The sequence below is a fragment of the Rhizobium sp. CNPSo 3670 genome (assembly GCF_057784555.1).
The window spans coordinates 1-17316 of sequence record NZ_JBXSOL010000022.1 but is presented as its reverse complement, the minus strand read 5'-3'; the positions used below and the strand labels follow the sequence as shown (position 1 = coordinate 17316).

The 17316-nt window shown below is 59.0% G+C and carries 16 protein-coding genes; 12 read left to right on the top strand and 4 right to left on the bottom strand.

Translation table 11 applies throughout. The annotated features are described in order from the left end of the window. The 5 genes from thiO (at position 1) to AC13QO_RS21445 (ending at position 4700) form a co-directional block, all read left to right on the top strand. Positions 1-987: a glycine oxidase ThiO gene (thiO, locus tag AC13QO_RS21465; protein ID WP_488541749.1), complete on the top strand. Its 987-nt coding sequence runs from the start codon at positions 1-3 to the stop codon at positions 985-987. Further along, positions 984-1181, top strand: coding sequence for a sulfur carrier protein ThiS (gene thiS / locus AC13QO_RS21460; RefSeq protein WP_085781504.1), 198 nt, complete (start codon positions 984-986; stop codon positions 1179-1181). The genes thiO and thiS overlap by 4 nt, the downstream gene beginning before the upstream one ends. A 1-nt stretch (position 1182) precedes the next feature. Beyond that, positions 1183-1956 carry a thiazole synthase gene (locus tag AC13QO_RS21455; RefSeq protein ID WP_488541748.1) on the top strand — a complete coding sequence of 258 codons (774 nt, stop codon included), beginning with the start codon at positions 1183-1185 and terminating at the stop codon, positions 1954-1956. Beyond that, complete coding sequence (locus tag AC13QO_RS21450) at positions 1953-2588, top strand: thiamine phosphate synthase (RefSeq protein ID WP_488541747.1); 636 nt, start codon at positions 1953-1955, stop codon at positions 2586-2588. The genes AC13QO_RS21455 and AC13QO_RS21450 overlap by 4 nt, the downstream gene beginning before the upstream one ends. A gap of 276 nt (positions 2589-2864) precedes the next feature. Continuing rightward, positions 2865-4700 (top strand): HAMP domain-containing methyl-accepting chemotaxis protein, encoded by a 1836-nt coding sequence (locus AC13QO_RS21445; protein WP_488541746.1) that lies wholly within the window; start codon positions 2865-2867, stop codon positions 4698-4700. A 265-nt stretch (positions 4701-4965) separates the two neighbouring features. Here AC13QO_RS21445 and AC13QO_RS21440 read toward each other — a convergent pair whose 3' ends face one another. From AC13QO_RS21440 to AC13QO_RS21425, 4 genes are read right to left on the bottom strand one after another with little or no spacing between them, the layout of a single operon-like run. Beyond that, a complete protein-coding gene (locus AC13QO_RS21440; RefSeq protein ID WP_488541745.1) occupies positions 4966-5772 on the bottom strand; it encodes an ABC transporter ATP-binding protein in 807 nt (268 codons plus the stop codon). 12 nt (positions 5773-5784) lie between these two features. Continuing rightward, entirely contained in the window at positions 5785-6486 is a 702-nt protein-coding gene (locus AC13QO_RS21435; protein WP_285192407.1) for an ABC transporter permease, read from the bottom strand. Beyond that, positions 6483-7208 (bottom strand): ABC transporter permease, encoded by a 726-nt coding sequence (locus AC13QO_RS21430; protein WP_488541744.1) that lies wholly within the window; start codon positions 7206-7208, stop codon positions 6483-6485. The genes AC13QO_RS21435 and AC13QO_RS21430 overlap by 4 nt, the downstream gene beginning before the upstream one ends. A 33-nt stretch (positions 7209-7241) precedes the next feature. Beyond that, entirely contained in the window at positions 7242-7937 is a 696-nt protein-coding gene (locus AC13QO_RS21425; RefSeq protein ID WP_488541743.1) for a GntR family transcriptional regulator, read from the bottom strand. A gap of 176 nt (positions 7938-8113) precedes the next feature. Between AC13QO_RS21425 and speB the strand changes: the two genes are divergently transcribed. From speB to AC13QO_RS21390, 7 genes are all read left to right on the top strand, one after another. Beyond that, positions 8114-9160, top strand: coding sequence for an agmatinase (gene speB / locus AC13QO_RS21420; RefSeq protein ID WP_488541742.1), 1047 nt, complete (start codon positions 8114-8116; stop codon positions 9158-9160). A gap of 78 nt (positions 9161-9238) precedes the next feature. After that, positions 9239-10081: a lysine/arginine/ornithine ABC transporter substrate-binding protein gene (locus AC13QO_RS21415; RefSeq protein WP_488541741.1), complete on the top strand. Its 843-nt coding sequence runs from the start codon at positions 9239-9241 to the stop codon at positions 10079-10081. Positions 10082-10195: 114 nt separating this feature from the next. Then, positions 10196-11578, top strand: coding sequence for an aspartate aminotransferase family protein (locus tag AC13QO_RS21410; RefSeq protein ID WP_488541740.1), 1383 nt, complete (start codon positions 10196-10198; stop codon positions 11576-11578). Positions 11579-11595: 17 nt separating this feature from the next. Beyond that, positions 11596-13188, top strand: a complete 1593-nt coding sequence (gene ggt, locus AC13QO_RS21405) for a gamma-glutamyltransferase (protein ID WP_488541739.1) — start codon at positions 11596-11598, stop codon at positions 13186-13188. A 17-nt stretch (positions 13189-13205) separates the two neighbouring features. Beyond that, on the top strand, positions 13206-14639 hold the full coding sequence (locus AC13QO_RS21400) for an NAD-dependent succinate-semialdehyde dehydrogenase (RefSeq protein ID WP_488541738.1): 1434 nt from the start codon (positions 13206-13208) through the stop codon (positions 14637-14639). A gap of 60 nt (positions 14640-14699) precedes the next feature. Further along, positions 14700-15758, top strand: coding sequence for a phosphotransferase (locus AC13QO_RS21395; protein WP_488541737.1), 1059 nt, complete (start codon positions 14700-14702; stop codon positions 15756-15758). Between the two features lie 44 nt (positions 15759-15802). After that, positions 15803-17125 carry an aspartate aminotransferase family protein gene (locus AC13QO_RS21390; RefSeq protein ID WP_488541791.1) on the top strand — a complete coding sequence of 441 codons (1323 nt, stop codon included), beginning with the start codon at positions 15803-15805 and terminating at the stop codon, positions 17123-17125. Positions 17126-17316: the final 191 nt, after the last annotated feature.

Genomic DNA, 17316 nt, shown 5'->3' with positions numbered 1-17316 from the left:
ATGCATGTTCTCGTCAAGGGGGCCGGCGTTGCCGGCCTCACCGTTGCCTGGCAGCTCCATCGGCACGGTTTCCGGGTCAGCGTCGCTGAGCAAGCCGACCAGGTCGGCGCCGGTGCTTCCGGCTTTGCCGGCGGCATGCTGGCTCCATGGTGCGAAAGGGAAAGCGCAGACGAGCCGGTCCTGGCGCTCGGCCGTCTTGCCGCCGATTGGTGGGAGGCAGCGCTGCCCGGCCATGTCAATCGCCGGGGGACGCTTGTGGTGGCGGCCGGGCGAGATGCCGGCGAACTCGACCGCTTTTGCCGCCGGACAAGCGGATGGGAATGGCTGGACGAGCCGGCGATCGCGACGCTTGAACCGGATCTCGCCGGCCGCTTCCGCAGGGCATTGTTCTTCCGGCAGGAAGCGCATCTCGATCCGCGCCAGGCGCTCTCGGGGCTCGCCGCCGGACTTGAGGAAGCCCGCATGCGCCTCACATTCGGCGTCAGGGGCGATGCCGACCTTGCCCCCTACGATCGCGTGATCGACTGCACCGGGGCTGCCCAGATCGGCCGTCTGCCCGGATTGCGCGGCGTTCGCGGAGAGATGCTTTGCGTCGAAACGAACGAGATCTCTCTCTCCCGTCCCGTTCGCCTGCTGCATCCGCGCCACCCGATCTATATCGTGCCGCGCCAGCGAAATCGCTTCATGATCGGGGCGACAATGATCGAAAGCAACGACATCGGCCCGATTACCGCGCGTTCGCTGATGGAGTTGCTGAATGCCGCCTATACCCTCAATCCTGCCTTCGGCGAGGCACGGGTTACGGAAACCGGGGCAGGCGTGCGCCCGGCTTATCCCGACAATCTGCCGCGGGTGACGCAGGAGGGGCGCACCTTCCATGTCAATGGCCTCTACCGTCATGGCTTTTTGCTGGCGCCGGCCATGGCAGGGGAGGTGGCGCGGCTTCTTCTTGGAAAAGACAACCACTCGGAAAGGAAGGCATCATGACCTTCATCATCAACGGCGAGGAACAAGAGGTCGCAGCCGCGACGCTCGCGGATCTTCTTCTCGCTCTCGACTACGAAGGCGAATGGCTGGCGACCGCAGTGAACGGCGAGCTGGTGCACCGTGAGGACCGCGGCGATTTCAGGCTCGGCGAACGCGACCGCATCGAAATTCTCTCCCCCATGCAAGGAGGCTGAGATGCTGAAACTTTATGATGTTGAAGTCCGCTCCCGACTGCTGCTCGGCACCGCCCGTTATCCGTCTCCAGCTGTTCTTGCCGAGGCGGTCAAGCGCTCGAAGACCGAGATCGTCACCGTTTCGCTTCGCCGCGAAGCCATCGGCGGCAAAGCGGGCGGCGCCTTCTTCGACCTGATCCGCGAGCTTGGCGTGCGCGTGCTGCCGAATACGGCCGGATGTCACAGCGTGCAGGAGGCCGTGCTGACGGCGAAGATGGCGCGAGACGTCTTCCGCACCGACTGGATCAAGCTCGAAGTTATCGGACATCACGATACGCTGCAGCCTGACGTCTTCGGCCTTGTCGAGGCGGCCCGCATCCTGACCGGCGAGGGCTTTCAGGTCTTCCCCTATACGACCGATGACCTTGTCGTCGCCGAAAGGCTGCTGGAAGCCGGCTGCCGCGTCCTGATGCCCTGGTGCGCGCCGATCGGTTCCGCGCAGGGGCCGCTGAACCCGATGGCACTACGATCGTTCCGGGCGCACTTTCCGGATGTGCCGCTGATCATCGATGCCGGCATCGGCCGCCCGTCTCACGCCGCCACCGTCATGGAGTACGGTTATGATGCCGTTCTCCTCAACACCGCCGTTGCCGGCGCAGGCGATCCCGCCACCATCGCGGAGGCCTTCGCGCTTGCCATCGATGCCGGCCGCCTGGCGTATGCCGCCGTACCGCTGGAGCCACGCGATATCGCCGTCCCATCCACTCCCGTCATCGGCAAGGCAGTCTTCTCATGAACTTAGACCCCTTCTATCTCATCGTCGACAGCGCCGAATGGGTCGAGCGTCTCGTGCCACTCGGCGTCAAACTCGTCCAGCTGCGCATCAAGGATTGCCCGGCCTCCGTGCTTCGCGAGCAGATCCGGCGATCGAAGGCTGCCTGCGCGGCAGCGGCTTGCCAATTGGTCGTCAACGACTACTGGAAACTTGCCATCGATGAAGGATGCGATTTCGTTCATCTCGGGCAGGAAGACCTGATGGCCGCCGACAGGAATGCCATTCGCCGCGCCGGCCTGAGGCTCGGCCTATCCACCCACGACATATCGGAGCTGGAGACGGCGCTGGCCGCCGAGCCGGATTATGTCGCGCTCGGGCCGGTCTGGCCCACGATCCTCAAACAGATGAAATGGGCGCCGCAAGGCGTTGAACGTCTTTCCGACTGGCGCCAGCGCGTCGGCGCGATACCGCTCGTCGCCATCGGCGGGATCACCGCCGAACGCGCGCCGCTGGTATTGGAAAAAGGCGCCGACAGTGCTGCCGTGGTCACCGATATCACCCGCAACGCGGATCCCGAGGCCCGCGCGCGACAGTGGCTGGCCGCGACCGCGCCGTGGCGGCGCGCGAATGAGGTATCACCGGTGGCCTCTTGATACTGAAGCCGCAAAAACGCGTGGAGACGGAAGCGGATCGACGGCACAGTCAGGCACGAGGCCGTTGCCGGCCGAGCCTTTCGATCACACCTGAGTCGCCACTAACATACCCTTGATAGCAGCGAAGAGCACTTTGCTACGCCTCGTTTGTAAGCGACATAAATTATTCAGAGAGCGACGGCCGAACTATTTAAAGTTAATCCTAAATTAGCGACTCGCGCGAATTCTTCGGGTTATCTGAGCTGTATAGCCCGCCCTAGAGTACTGGAGAATTGTATGAAACGCCCCACCGTCAAACAGACCCTTATTGCCGTTTTGTCTGTTATCTGTGCCTTCCTGATTGCCCTATCGTATAATTCCCTCAGCACAATCTCGACACTGAATGACAGCGCTCAGCAGATTGGCGGCTTCTGGATGAAGCGGATGATCACTGCCAGAGATATCAAAGGCAACTTCTCTGATCTGAAGCTCGCCTATGCGCGCTACCTGTTGGAGGCGTCGCCGGAGAAGCGGGCCGCCGAGGCGAAGCTGATCGACGAGACGAAAGCCGCAGTCGAGCGGGCAATCCAAGAGTATGTGGCGGGCGTCCGAACGGAGAAAGGTCGCGAGCTGATCAATGACGTCAAGTCAGGGCTCAAGAAATATAGTGAGCTCGCCGCGCAAATGGTCCAACTGCAGGACAACGGCAAGACCGCCGAGGCGGGCAGTCTCTTTCGGCAGAACATGGAGGCACAATCTGATCTGGTGAGCCAGGAGATTGCGGACTTGGTGGCCTTCATTCTCGGACAGACCGAAACATATGTGACCACAAGCAATGCAACCGCGGGCAACGCGTTCACGACCACGGCATTGATTGCCACCCTTTCTATTCTGGTCACCTCTGCCGGAGCGCTCTTTGCCGTCTTCGGCATCGCCAATCCGATCCGCCGAATTGCCTCTGCCATGACGATCCTCTCCGACGGAGATCTGCAAAGCGAAATTCCCTACGCTGGGCGTGGCGACGAGATCGGGGCAATGGCGGGAGCAGTGGAGGTGTTTCGACAGAACGCCATCAATGTTCTTCGACTGGAGCAGGAAGCAATGGCATCGCGAAGCCAGTCGGAGGCGACGCGCGCTGCCGCACAGGAGCGCGCCGAACGGGAAGCGCAGCAGTTGCGCTTTGCGACAACGACGCTTGGCGATGGATTGAGACGCCTTGCGGGCGGTGACGTTTCTTTCCAGTTGGCGGAGCCGTTCGCTCCGGAATACGAGGCGCTGCGTGGGGATTTCAATGCTTCGCTTCGACAACTCGGCACAACCATTGGTGCTGTACTGCAGACGGTGCACAGCATCGACAACGGAACATGCGAAATCGCGTCCGGTGCGCAAGATCTCTCCAAGCGGACCGAACAGCAGGCAGCTTCCCTGGAGGAAACTGCGGCAGCCCTCGATGAGATTACCGCCAATGTGACGACTGCCTCGAAGAGAACCGAGGAGGCTCGCACTGTCGCCCAGGTGGCTAATGTCAGTGCAGAACGTTCTGCTGCCGTTGTGTCTCACGCCGAACAGGCGATGCGGCGGATAGAGGAAAGCTCGGAGCGGATATCAAGCATCATCGGCGTCATTGACGACATTGCTTTCCAAACCAACCTCCTGGCGCTGAATGCTGGCGTCGAGGCAGCACGGGCAGGCGAAGCCGGCAAAGGTTTTGCGGTTGTTGCCCAGGAGGTTCGCGAGCTTGCCCAGCGCGCAGCGACGGCGGCGAAGGAAATCAAGGGCCTTATCCAAAAGTCCTCCGCCGAAGTCGGCACCGGCGTAAGACTGGTTCTCGAGACTGGCCAGTCGTTGAACGAAATCAGCGAGCAAGTGTCTCAAATCAATCAGTTGATGGACGCAATTGCTACGTCTGCGCGTGAACAGTCCACCGGACTTGCCGAAATCAATACGGCCGTCAATCAGATGGACCAGTCCACTCAGCAGAATGCCGCGATGGTTGAGCAATCCACCGCAGCGGCCGCTTCCTTGTCGGCAGAGGCGAGCAGACTGCGCGAATTGGTCAATCAGTTCACTCTCGACCGTCAACCCGCTCGGGCCGTTGAGCCTAGACACAACGTCCGCACCATGGCGGCGTGATCACGATCAGGTGCTTGTCCTGATGTAGCCGGGTACGAGAACCAACAGCGCCTTGCTCTCTCCGCAGGCAACTCTTTAAGGGGTGGATCAAGAAGGATGCAAGGTGTTCTCGGCTCGCGATTTCACGACCCTTCTTTCAAAGCATGCTTGACGTGGAGAATGGTGATCGCAACGGTTCCCACAACCATCGGAACAGCAACAAGCATGATCGCTGGATCGACATGGAACCCAGGTCGCATTGTCAAACGAGTTGCAGTCTCCTACGTCACTTTCGCTCATTGGCAAGAAACTGCCGAAACCGCTCGGATCGCGGACGGCTGAAGAGTTCACCAGGCGTGCCCGTTTCTTCCACAACACCTTTGTGAAGAAACACCACTTTGCTGGACACGTCGCGCGCGAAAGCCATTTCGTGCGTCACGACAAGCATCGTCCTACCTTCCTCGGCAAGGGAGCGCATAACCTTGAGCACTTCGCCGACGAGTTCGGGATCGAGTGCGGAAGTCGGCTCGTCAAATAGCATTACCTTTGGGCGCTGTGCCAGTGCGCGAGCGATTGCCGCGCGTTGTTGCTGCCCGCCGGAGAGGTGCGCTGGATAGAAGTTTCGCTTGTCGGCGATACCAACCCTTTCGAGTAGAGCTTCGGCTTCGGCAACGCATTCCGCGCGGTTTCGCTTCTGTACGTGCACCGGCGCTTCTATCACATTCTCCAGGATGGTCATATGCGACCAGAGATTGAAGCTTTGAAATACCATGCCGATGTGTTCGCGCATGCGATCGACTTGCCTGCGATCAGCAGGCTCCGTTCGATGTCCGACTTTCTTCAGAGAATATATTTCGCCGCCGATGCTGATTTCTCCGCTGTCGGGGACTTCAAGCATATTAAGACATCTGAGCATCGTCGACTTTCCGGAGCCGGATGAACCGAGAATGGAAATCACATCTCCCTCATGCGCTTCCAGCGAAACCCCCTTCAGGACTTCCAATGGGCCGAAGCATTTGCGAAGGTCCTTGACCGAAACGGCAGCGCTCCCGTTTTTGTTGTCGCTTGCCAGAACTGTTCCCCTGTCAGACATAGTCACTCCCGTCTAAGATTGCAGCCGTATGCGCATGTGCGGCGAAAGCCAAAAGTCGATCACCATGAGCATTCGGGTGACGATGAAGTTGATCGCGAGATAGATCGCGCCTGCGACAATGAAGATCTCGAAAGCGCGGAAGCTGTCGGCGATTAGTTTTCCAGCAAGGCCGGTGACTTCCATGATCGTAATGACAGACGCGAGTGCTGTTGCCTTGATCATCAGGATGATCTCGTTGCCATAGGCGGGCAGCGCATGCCTGATGGCGATTGGCATGATGATTCGTCTGAACAGGAGAACGCTCGACATGCCGCAAGCGCGTGCCGCCTCGATCTCCTGGCTGGAGACGGCCCTGAGGCCACCGCGGAAAATTTCGCTGCAGTAGGCGGCCGTGTTCAGAGTAAGCGCCAGCACCGCACACCAATAGGGCTCGCGAAAGAACCACCAGAGCCCGAGGTCTTGCAATCCGTGCCGAAACTGGCCGAGACCATAATAGATCAGGAACATTTGGACGAGCAGAGGCGAACCTCTGAAGACGAAGACGTAGGCACCGGCTATGTTTTGTCCAATTGCACCGCCGGTCACCGCCAGCAGCGAGATCGCAAGCGCCAGGATGCTGCCTGCCAGAATGGAAGTGACCGCAAGCTCGAGGGTTAGCGGCACACCGGTCAGAAGCGTGAGAAACGTATCCCACATGAAGCCGATATCCGTCATAGCGCTCTCCTCACGCCTTGGGTCGTTCGAGCTTCCATTCGTTTGAACACAATCGAGGAGAACCAGGTTACGACGAGGTAGAGAATGACCGCCGACAGGTAGAACTCGAATGGCCGGCGAGTGGAGCCTGCGGCGATCTGCGACTGGCGCAGCAGTTCGACGAGGCCCGTGACGGAGATCAATGCCGATTCCTTCAGCACGAGTTGCCAGGTGTTTCCAAGGCCGGGAATGGCGTAACGAAGGACGAGCGGCGCGACGATACGCCTGAATTTGGGCCACGGCCGCATGCCGACGGCGGTGGCGGCTTCGATTTCGCCGCGTGCAACCGATCTGTAGGCTCCGCGAAATACTTCGGCCTGATAGGCCGCCGAAACGACGCCAAGCGCCAGCGTCCCGGTCAAAAATGCCGGCATTCCGATAAAACCTTGATACCCGAAAAGGCCGCCGACAGTCCCTAGGAATGCGCTGCCGCCGAAATAGAAGAGATAGATGACCAGAAGGTCAGGCACGCCGCGAAGGATCGTGGTGTAGCAGTCGGCAAGCCAGCGGAGTCCCATGTGGCGGGACAGCTGCATGAAGGTGACGACCGAGCCGATCACCGTTCCAGCCAGAAAGCCGCAGACGGACACACCGATTGTCATGGCCGCCGCGGTCAGAAGCAGCCATCCCCAACCGGTCGGTCCGAAACCGATGAGAGTCAGGTAACTACCGATAAATGCCATGCGTGGACCTCTTGATGACAGATCAGGGTTGCTTCACTCGGCAGCGCGCCGGTGCGCCCAAATGCGCTGAAGCTTCGACATGTTCTTGAGCGAGCTTTGCACATGCGCCCGAGCTGCGATCGCGGCAGCCTCCTTGTCGCGTGCACAGATGGCGTCCGCGATTGCCCGATGCTCGTCGAGATCGGTGTGCTCCAGGTCAACCCAGAGCACTTCGAGCCAAAGCGCTAGGCGAAGCTGCTGGTAAATTTGATCCGTCGCCCTCACGAGGGCCTCGTTTCGGGTCGATTCGACGATCACGCGATGGATGTGCAATCCGAGATCGAGGTTGCGCGCGGCATCCGATGGCGCCTCGTTGGTCGTTTCCTTGAGGTCCACCATCTGGATGATGACGTCGCGAAGCCGATCGAGGTCTTCCTCGGTCGCCATCTCGCAGGCGAGCTGTGCCGCGCAAACATCGAGCGCTTCGCGAACGACTAGGAGATTGCAGAATTTGGTGACGTCGAGATCGGTCACCGTGTAACCGAAATTCCGCTGCCCGACGACAAGCCCTTCCTCTTCGAGCTTCATCAGCGCTTCGCGCAGCGGCGTTCGGCTGACGCCGAAGCGTTTGGCAAGCGTAACTTCAGAAAGGCGCTCCGAGGGGCGAAGTTGGCCGCTGAGGATCAAGTCCTTCAATTGCGCATAGGTGCTTTCGCGCAACGATCCCCGCTGTTCCGTTTTCGGTGCCAATCAATTCCCCTTCCATTACTGGTGCATTTACCGGGTCCCGGCGATTTCACCATAACGTTTTTCCTCTTGCCCGATCAAGAAGAATACGATTATGTATACAATGTTGGCGACAACAAGCAATGGCCCTAGTTTGCTTCTTGATCGCAGCCTGATGGGGCGGAACATATGGAGGTCCGATGTCGGAGATTCTCAGCCTGGACGAATTGCGGAAGCGCTACTTGAATTCTTCGGGCGGTGAAATGTTCGATGAGGAGTTTCGAAAAGTCGCCGAACTGGTCTTTGGTGACGGCGATAGCCGTCAGGCGCCCTATTGTGGCCTTCCGACATTATTGAAGGCCCCGTATCGTCCCGATGCCGCACCCAATTTCACGGATATGGACATCGCGCTTTTCGGAATTCCCATGGATCTCGGGGTGACGAACCGATCGGGTGCGCGGTTCGGACCGAGGGCCGTACGCAACGTCGATCGCGTTGGGCCCTACAATCATGTTCTGCGAGCCGTCCCGACTGCAAATGCACGCGTTGCCGACGTGGGCGATGTCCCGTTCAAAAGCCGTTTTGATCTTGCTGCGTCCCACCAGGATATTGAGCAATTTGTCCACCGCTTGATAAGGGCTGGAGTCGTGCCCCTAGGGGTCGGCGGCGACCATTCGGTCAGCCTTCCCATTCTAAGGGCCATCGGCAGGCAACGGCCGGTGGGGATGATCCACATCGATGCGCATTGCGATACGGGCGGGTCATTTGAGGGCTGCAAATTCCATCATGGCGGGCCATTCCGCCAGGCGGTTCTCGACGGTGTTCTTGACCCCAGACGGACGATCCAGATCGGAATTCGAGGAAATTCCGAGTATCTGTGGGAGTTCTCCTATGCATCGGGCATGACCGTCATCCATGCGGAGGAAGTCGCCGATCTCGGCGCCAGGGGCGTGATCGCAAAGGCGAGAGAAATCGCCGGATCAGCCCCGACCTACGTCAGCTTCGATGTCGATTCTCTTGATCCGGCCTTTGCGCCCGGCACAGGGACGCCGGAGGTCGGTGGGCTGACATCCGCCCAGGCGCTTGGAATTCTGCGCGGTCTTTCAGGTTTGAACATCGTCGGCGGCGACGTCGTGGAGATCGCTCCGCAATACGACCCTACCTCGAACACGGCGCAAATTGCCGCTCAAGTCTTATTCGAGCTCCTCTGCCTTGCGGCCGAGGCAATCAAGGTTCGCGCGTCCTAGCAAATCGCCGGACGCGCGGAGTCTGCAACAGCCTTGCCTTGGGAAAAGGGCAGGGTGCAACAAAAGGGGAATGCCAATATGCAATTATCAAAACTTTTGCTGACATCCGCTCTGCTTGGCGTGCTGTCGGTTGGCGTCGCCGCCGCGGAGACAAAACCGACGGAGATCACCATTGCAACCGAGGGCGCATACGAGCCCTGGAATTTTACCGGCCCCGACGGCAAGCTCGCAGGATTCGAGATCGATCTTGCCAACGACCTCTGCGCTCGCATGAAGATCAAGTGCACCATCGTCGCCCAGGATTGGGACGGGCTGATTCCATCGCTCACTGCTAAGAAGTTCGACGCCATCATGGCGTCGATGATCGTTACCGAGAAGCGTCTTGCCGTCATATCGTTCAGCAAGCCCTATGCTTCGACGGCGGCCGCCTTCATGGTCGATAAGACCGGCCCTCTCGCAAATCTGCCGGGAACCGGAACGACGGTCGACCTCGCTGGCGACAAAGCGAAGGTCGAGCAGGAATTGCAGCCGCTTCGAGACGCCCTGAAGGGCAAGGCCGTAGGCGCCCAGGTGTCGACGGCCAACGCAGCCTTTCTCGATGCCTATTTCAAGGGTGTCGTCGATCCCAGGGAATACAAGACCGTCGAACAGCATGACCTCGACCTTCAGGCCGGTCGTATCGACGCCGTCGTTGCCCAGAAGACGTCACTGAATGCAACGCTCGGCAAGGAAGACTTCAAAGACTACAAGATCGCCGGCCCCACCTTCAAAGGCGGGGTCTTCGGCCAAGGCATCGCGGCAGGCCTTCGCAAGGACGACACCGTCCTGAAGTCGATGTTCGATGCGGCGATCGAAGCTGCCGAAGCGGACGGCACGATCAACAAACTCGCCCAGAAGTGGATGAAGACGACGCTTGATTGATCAAGCGGCAGCGCTCGCATTTCGGCAGCGATTGGCAGCCGGCGCACCGAGAGGTCGCGCCGGCTGACCGGCCCAGCGTCGCCATCGAAACACACGATCATTTTGGAGACCACTGTGACCATCCTTCTCAACTCCCTCGAGTCCCGCGACGCCGCCTTCGTTCTTCATCCCTACACCAACGCTTCGCAGCATTTGAAGGACGGCCCGCTGGTGATTGCCAAGGGGGAGGGGATCCACATCATCGACAGCGACGGCAATAAATACATAGAGGGGCTTGGTGGGCTGTTTTGTGCCTCGCTGGGTTTCAGCGAACAGCGGCTGGTAGACGCGGCAACCCGCCAGATGAAGGAATTGCCCTTCTATCACAGCTTCGGCGGCAAGACGCACGAGACCGCGGTCGAGCTTGCCGACCGGCTCATCCAGCTTTCACCGGTGCCGATGTCGAAGGTGTTCTTTGCCAATTCGGGTTCCGAGGCCAACGACACGGCCATGAAGCTTGTCTGGTATTATCACAATTCCATCGGCAAGCCGGAAAAGAAGAAAATCATCTCGCGGATGCGAGCCTACCACGGTGTGACGATCGCTTCGGCCAGCCTGACGGGACTTCCTAACAACCATCGCGATTTCGATCTGCCTATCGATCGGGTCCTGCATACGGATTGTCCGGAATTTTATCGTTACGGCCGCCCGGGCGAAACGGCAGAGGAGTTTGCGACGCGCTGTGCAGATTCGCTCGAACAGATGATTCTCGCCGAGGGGCCTGAAACCATCGGTGCATTTTTCGCCGAGCCGTTGATGGCATCAGGCGGCTGCATCGTCCCGCCGCCGACCTATTACGAGAAGATCCAGGCAATCCTCAAGAAATACGACGTGCTGCTGATCGCAGATGAGGTCATCTGCGGCTTCGGCAGGCTCGGCACTATGTTCGGCTCCGAAAGCTTCGGGCTTCAGCCCGATATGATCGTCATGGCAAAGCAGCTTTCGGCCGCCTATCAGCCGATATCCGCACTGATGATCAATGAAAAGGTCCATTCCGCAGTCGTTGCCGAGAGCGAGAAAATCGGAACATTCGGACATGGTTTCACCTATAGCGGCCATCCCGTTGCAACCGCTGTCGCTTTGGAAACCTTGAAAATCTATGAGGAGCGCGACATTGTCGGTCATGTCAGGGATGTCGCCCCGGTATTCCAGAGGCGGTTGAAGGAGCTTGGCGACCATCCGCTCGTTGGGAACGCCCGCGGCCGCGGCCTCATCGGGACTCTCGAACTGGTTCGTAACAAGGAAACCAAAGAGCCGTTCAAGCCGACGGACGGCATTGCCATTCACGCAGGCAAGCAGGCCCAGGTCCACGGCGTCATCACGCGCGCACTTGGCGACAACTACTCGCTTTGCCCTCCGCTCATCATTACCGAAGCACAGATCAACGAATTGTTCGACCGCTCTGCCCGTGCGTTGGATGACACTTACACATGGGCCCGGGCGACCGGCCTCTACTGAGCAAGGGAATCGAAGATATGCGAAATTTCGAAATGCCGGGAAGATCGATAGCTGTCGGCCGCAATGGGATGGCAGCAACATCGCATCCTATGGCGACTTTGACCGCGATCGATATCCTCAAGGCCGGCGGCAAGGCGATCGACGCTGCGGTGGGTGCCTGTGCCGTGCAATGCGTGGTCGAGGCCGGATCCACCGGCATCGGCGGTGATTGTTTTGCGCTCCTCGCATCCAATGGCAATGATGATGTCATTGCCTATAACGGCTCCGGCCGCACGCCGGCCGCCGCGCATTTCGAGTGGTATCGGGACAATGGCATCACCTCGATCGAGCGATCGTCGCCGCATGCGGTGACGGTTCCCGGCGCGGTGGATGCATGGGCGCGTCTGGTCGCAGATCACGGAAGGATGCCGCTCTCCGAAATTCTCGCTCCCGCGATAGCGTTGGCGCGCGACGGCTACGGGATCACTCCGCGAGTTGCCGCCGACATCTCCAATCAACGCGAATTGTTGCTGCGCGATTCTTCGATGCGCCGCATTTTCCTGGCCGATGACCAAGTGCCGCCTGTGGGATCGGTTCAACGACAGTCGGAATTGGCGCAAACGCTGGAGACGATAGCAGCCCTGGGGCGTGACGGCTTCTATCGCGGCCCCGTGGCGGAAGACATGGTGGCGCGGCTGAATTCGCTTGGCGGGCTCCATACGCTTGAGGATTTTGCATCTGCCGCCGGCGAATATGTGAAGCCGATCAGCGCGACCTACCGAGGCTGGACGGTGCATGAATGCCCGCCGAACGGGCAGGGTATCATCGCTCTGATGATATTGAGGATCCTTGAGCGTTTTGAACGCACGGGCGATCCGCTTGACGCTGATAATCTGCACATCGAAATCGAAGCCACTCGACTGGCCTACGCAGCCCGCGATCGGTGGATAGCCGACACCTCGGTATCGGATGTTCCGGTCGATTTCCTGTTGTCCGATGAACTCGCAGATAGTCTTGCGGCCAAGATCAATATGAACGAAGTTGCCGACGCCACGGCGGCTCTCGACGGTGTCGCGCATGCCGACACAGTCTATATTTCGGTTGTCGACAAGGACCGAAATGTTGCGAGCTTCATCAACTCCATCTTCCATTCCTATGGAAGCGGTCTGATGGCGCCAAACTCCGGCGTGTTGTTCCACAATCGCGGGCAGAGCTTCAGCTTGAAACAGGGCCATCCAAACGCGATAGGACCGCGCAAGAGGCCTATGCACACGATCATCCCCGGATTGGTGACACGCCACGGCAAAACCGTTTTGTCATTCGGCGTGATGGGCGGGCACTATCAGGCAATGGGCCACGCCCACTTCCTCTCCAAGCTGTTCGACTTCGGTCTGGATATCCAGAGCGCGATCGATCTGCCTCGGCTCTTTCCGCTCCCCGGCACGGCGACGGTCGAGGCCGAAGCGCGTCTTCGAACCTCCATTGGTGACAATCTCGAAGCGCGCGGTTTCAAGGTTGTCGCGCCGAATTGGGCGATCGGCGGCGCCCAGGCAATCTGGATTGACGATCAACACAATGTTCTGCTGGGCGGTTCCGATCATCGAAAAGATGGTTGCGCGCTCGGCTACTGACGGCAATGGAGCGCGAAATGGCAGCTTATCCGGATACCCAGCTTTACATTGATGGCTTCTGGAGGGACGGTTCGAACGCCCGCCTTTCCATCGTTAATCCCGCCACCGGTGAGGTCATCGGCCGCGTTTCAAATGCCGGCAGGAATGACCTCGACCAAGCGCTGTCCGCCGCCGCCGCAGGGTTCGAGCAATGGCGGCAAGTCAGTGCGTTCGAGAGGGCAAAGCTGATGCGGCGAGCGGCCGAGATCCTGCGCGGCCGTTCGGCGGAAATCTCGCGACTGATGACCTTGGAGCAGGGCAAGCCGCTGGCAGAGTCCAAGGCTGAAACGGCGGGCGCCGCCGACATTATCGATTGGTTTGCCGAAGAGGCTCGGCGTAGCTACGGCCGCCTGATCCCTCCGAGGGCGACCAATGTCAGGCAAATGGTGATCAGGGAGCCTGTCGGCCCGGTGGCGGCCTTCAGCCCCTGGAACTTCCCGCTGAACCAGGCCGTGCGGAAAGTCTCGGCGGCCCTTGCGGCCGGCTGCTCCATTATTTTGAAGGGGCCGGAGGAGACGCCGGCAAGCTGCGCCGAACTTGTTCGCGCCTTCGCCGACGCCGGCCTGCCGGCGGGCGTCCTCAATCTGGTTTTCGGAATTCCGGTCGATATTTCAAATCACCTCATCCCGCATCCCGTCATCCGCAAGATCTCCTTTACCGGATCGACGCCGGTCGGAAAGCAGTTGGCTTCGCTCGCCGGCGCCCACATGAAGCGCGTCACGATGGAACTCGGCGGCCATGCGCCGGCTCTGGTTTTCGATGATGCGGATATCGATCTTGCGGTCAGGATCTTGGCCGGCGCGAAGTTCCGAAATGGCGGCCAGGTCTGCGTGGCCCCAACGCGCTTCCTCATCCAGGAACGGGTCTTTGAAAAATTCCTCGACGGCTTCGTCAAGGCGGCCGAGGCAGTCAATGTCGGCGATGGAATGCGCGACAGCGTAACCATGGGGCCACTTGCCAACGCGCGAAGGGTCGAAGCAATGGAAGCACTGACGGCCGACGCCGTCATGCGCGGCGCGCGGATTGCAACCGGCGGCAAAAGGATCGGCAATCTCGGCAATTTCTTCCAGCCGACGGTTCTGACGGATGTTCCACAAGACGCGCGCGTGATGAACGAAGAACCTTTCGGTCCGATGGCGATCGTCAGCGCATTTTCGGATTACGGTTCTGCCGTTGCGGAAGCCAACCGCTTGCCATACGGGCTGGCTGCATATGCCTACACGACTTCGGCCAAGACGAGCGCCGAGCTTGCGCGCGACATCGAAAGCGGCATGCTTTCTATCAACCACCACGGACTAGCGCTTCCCGAGCTGCCATTCGGCGGCATCAAAGATTCCGGTTATGGTTCAGAAGGCGGGGCCGAGGCAATGGAAAGCTACTTCCATACAAAGCTAGTGACCGAAGCGACATAATTCGATTTTTGACCTCAGGAGGCCCGAAAATTTCAAAAGACCTACCTGAAGGGGTGGAGAATGTTACAAAAAAAATCCAAGACTGGTGTGCTCGGCGCCGAACTGGAAACTGCTTCTGTCCCGGTGTCATGTGACAAAGCGCAACAAATTGCGTGCGACCATTATGGCCTTGCTGGTCGCGCAACATGGCTGTGGGGCGAGAAGGACAGTAATTTTCACCTGATGCTCGAGGATGGTACGGCCTATCTTTTAAAAATCCTCAATCCTGCAGAGGATCCTCTCGTCACCTCTATGCACAGCTTAGCGCTCTTACATGTGGAGGAAGTGGATCCGGGAATTCCCACCCAGCGTGTCATTCGCACGCGTGACGGAGCTGCGGATTTTCGCTTTGTGACGGACGACGGCAGCGAACGCGGCGTACGCATGGTCACCTTCGCGCCGGGCGTTGCTCAACGGACCGCGCCACAGTCTCCCCTGCAGCGCCGGCGGGTTGGCACAATGCTAGGACGTTTGCAAAAGGCCTTGAAGAGCTTTTCACATGAGGCCGCATCACATCGCATCAGCTGGGATTTGAAACATGCGGTAGGGATGCGCGAAGTCCTGCCGACATTTGCCGATCTACATCAGCGAACACGCCTCGAAAATGCGATCGACGAGTTCGAGACGGCGATTGTGCCGATCATGAATGCGTTGGATGCTCAGGTCATCCACAACGACTTCAACATGGAAAACATCCTTGTCGATACGACAATGCCGGATACGATCACTGGCATCATCGATTTTGGCGACATGGTGCACGCCCCGACGCTTTTCGACGTGGGGGTCGCTGCTGCCTATCAGATCGGGGATGAATCTGATCCGATAGGGGCGATGTGCGACCTTATCGGGGGATATCGTAGCGAATGCTCCCTGTCCGACGCCGAAATCCCCCTCATCTACAAGGCAGCGGTCATGCGATTGGTAATGCGGCTTTGTATTCCGAGATGGCGCGCACGGCTGTTCCCCGAGCACGCTCAGCGCTTGACCACCCAAAGTGCGGGCGTTTGGGCGCAATTGGCGCGCCTTGACGCAGTTCCAAGAACCGTCGCTATCGAAAGACTGCGCGAAGCCAATCGGTGATCACAAGCATGAAAAAAACCGTTTCCCCCAAACCGAGCGCACCAATGGTCAATGGTTTCGACTCGGCACGGCTCGGCAGCCTGCCGGAGCGAGAGCGCAAGATGATCGAGCGCCGACAGATGTTACTCGGACCGTCGTATCGGCTCTTTTATGAAAACCCGGTCCATGTCACGAAGGCCAAGGGCGTATGGCTGTATGGACCGGACGGAGAAGCCTATCTCGACGCCTATAATAACGTGCCGTCGGTCGGTCATTGCCACCCGCACGTTGTGGAGGCAATAAGTTACCAGGCGTCGCAACTCAATACGCATACACGTTATCTGAACGAGCAAATCCTCTCCTACTCAGAAAGGCTTTTGGCGACATTTCCGGCCGAACTCGACCGCGTCATGTACACCTGCACCGGAAGCGAGGCGGTCGATCTGGCCCTCCGGTTGGCACGCCATTACACAGGTGGCTCCGGCTTCATTACTACGGAGAACGCCTATCATGGCGTGACGGCCTCGGCGGCGGAAATCTCGCCGTTGCTTGGCGACAGCGTACCCCTTGGCCAGCATGTGCTGACAGTGCCGGCGCCCGACACTTATCGCGCCAATGGTCGCGACGTCGGCGCGGCATTGGCGGACGACGTCGCCAAAGCGATCGGCCACATGCGCCGCCGGGGTATCACGCCAGCCGCCTTTATCGCCGACAGCATCTTTTCCTCGGACGGCGTTTTTGCCGATCCGCCCGGTTTCCTCAAACCCGTCGTCGATGTGCTGAAAAAAGCCGGCGTGCTTTATATCGCTGACGAGGTGCAGCCCGGCTTTGGGCGAATGGGCACAAACATGTGGGGTTTCGCGCGTCACGAAGTCATCCCGGACATTGCAGTGACAGGCAAGCCGATGGGTAACGGAATGCCAATCGCAGCGGTCATTATGAAGTCGGACATCCAGGAGTGTTTCGGCCGGGATATACGTTACTTCAACACATTTGGGGCCAACAACGTTTCCTTGGCTGCTGCCTCGGCTGTACTTGACGTTATCGAGAGCGAAAATCTCATGCAAAATGCGCGCAAGACAGGGGACTACCTGCGCGCAGGAATGAAGAGCCTGAAAGAGACGTTCGGTTCGATTGGAGATGTCCGGGGCAGCGGTCTGTTTCTCGGATTGGAGTTTGTACGCAATCAGGACAGCCGCGAGCCAGATAGCGCCGTCGCGTTGAAAGTTGTGAGCGAGCTACGCGAACGGCGTGTGTTGATAAGTGCTTCAGGACTGAATGGTAATGTTCTCAAAATTCGGCCGCCGCTCCCTTTCTCTCGCGAAAATGCCGATATGCTGCTCAACGCAATTGAGGATGCCCTTGTCGAAATAGAACGCGAGGGCTGAGTACGGCGGCTCACCGCTTTGTGCCACAGAACGCTCACCTCCAGCTTTGGAGGTCGCCACTTGTGCCGCTGTTCCATAATTCAGCTTATGCCAGATTCGCCTGTGGCGGGGTACATTCTATTTCCAAGTGCGACATGCCAATGATTTCAATGGCTTCACTTTGGAGATTTTGGCATGTCCCGATGCTATAT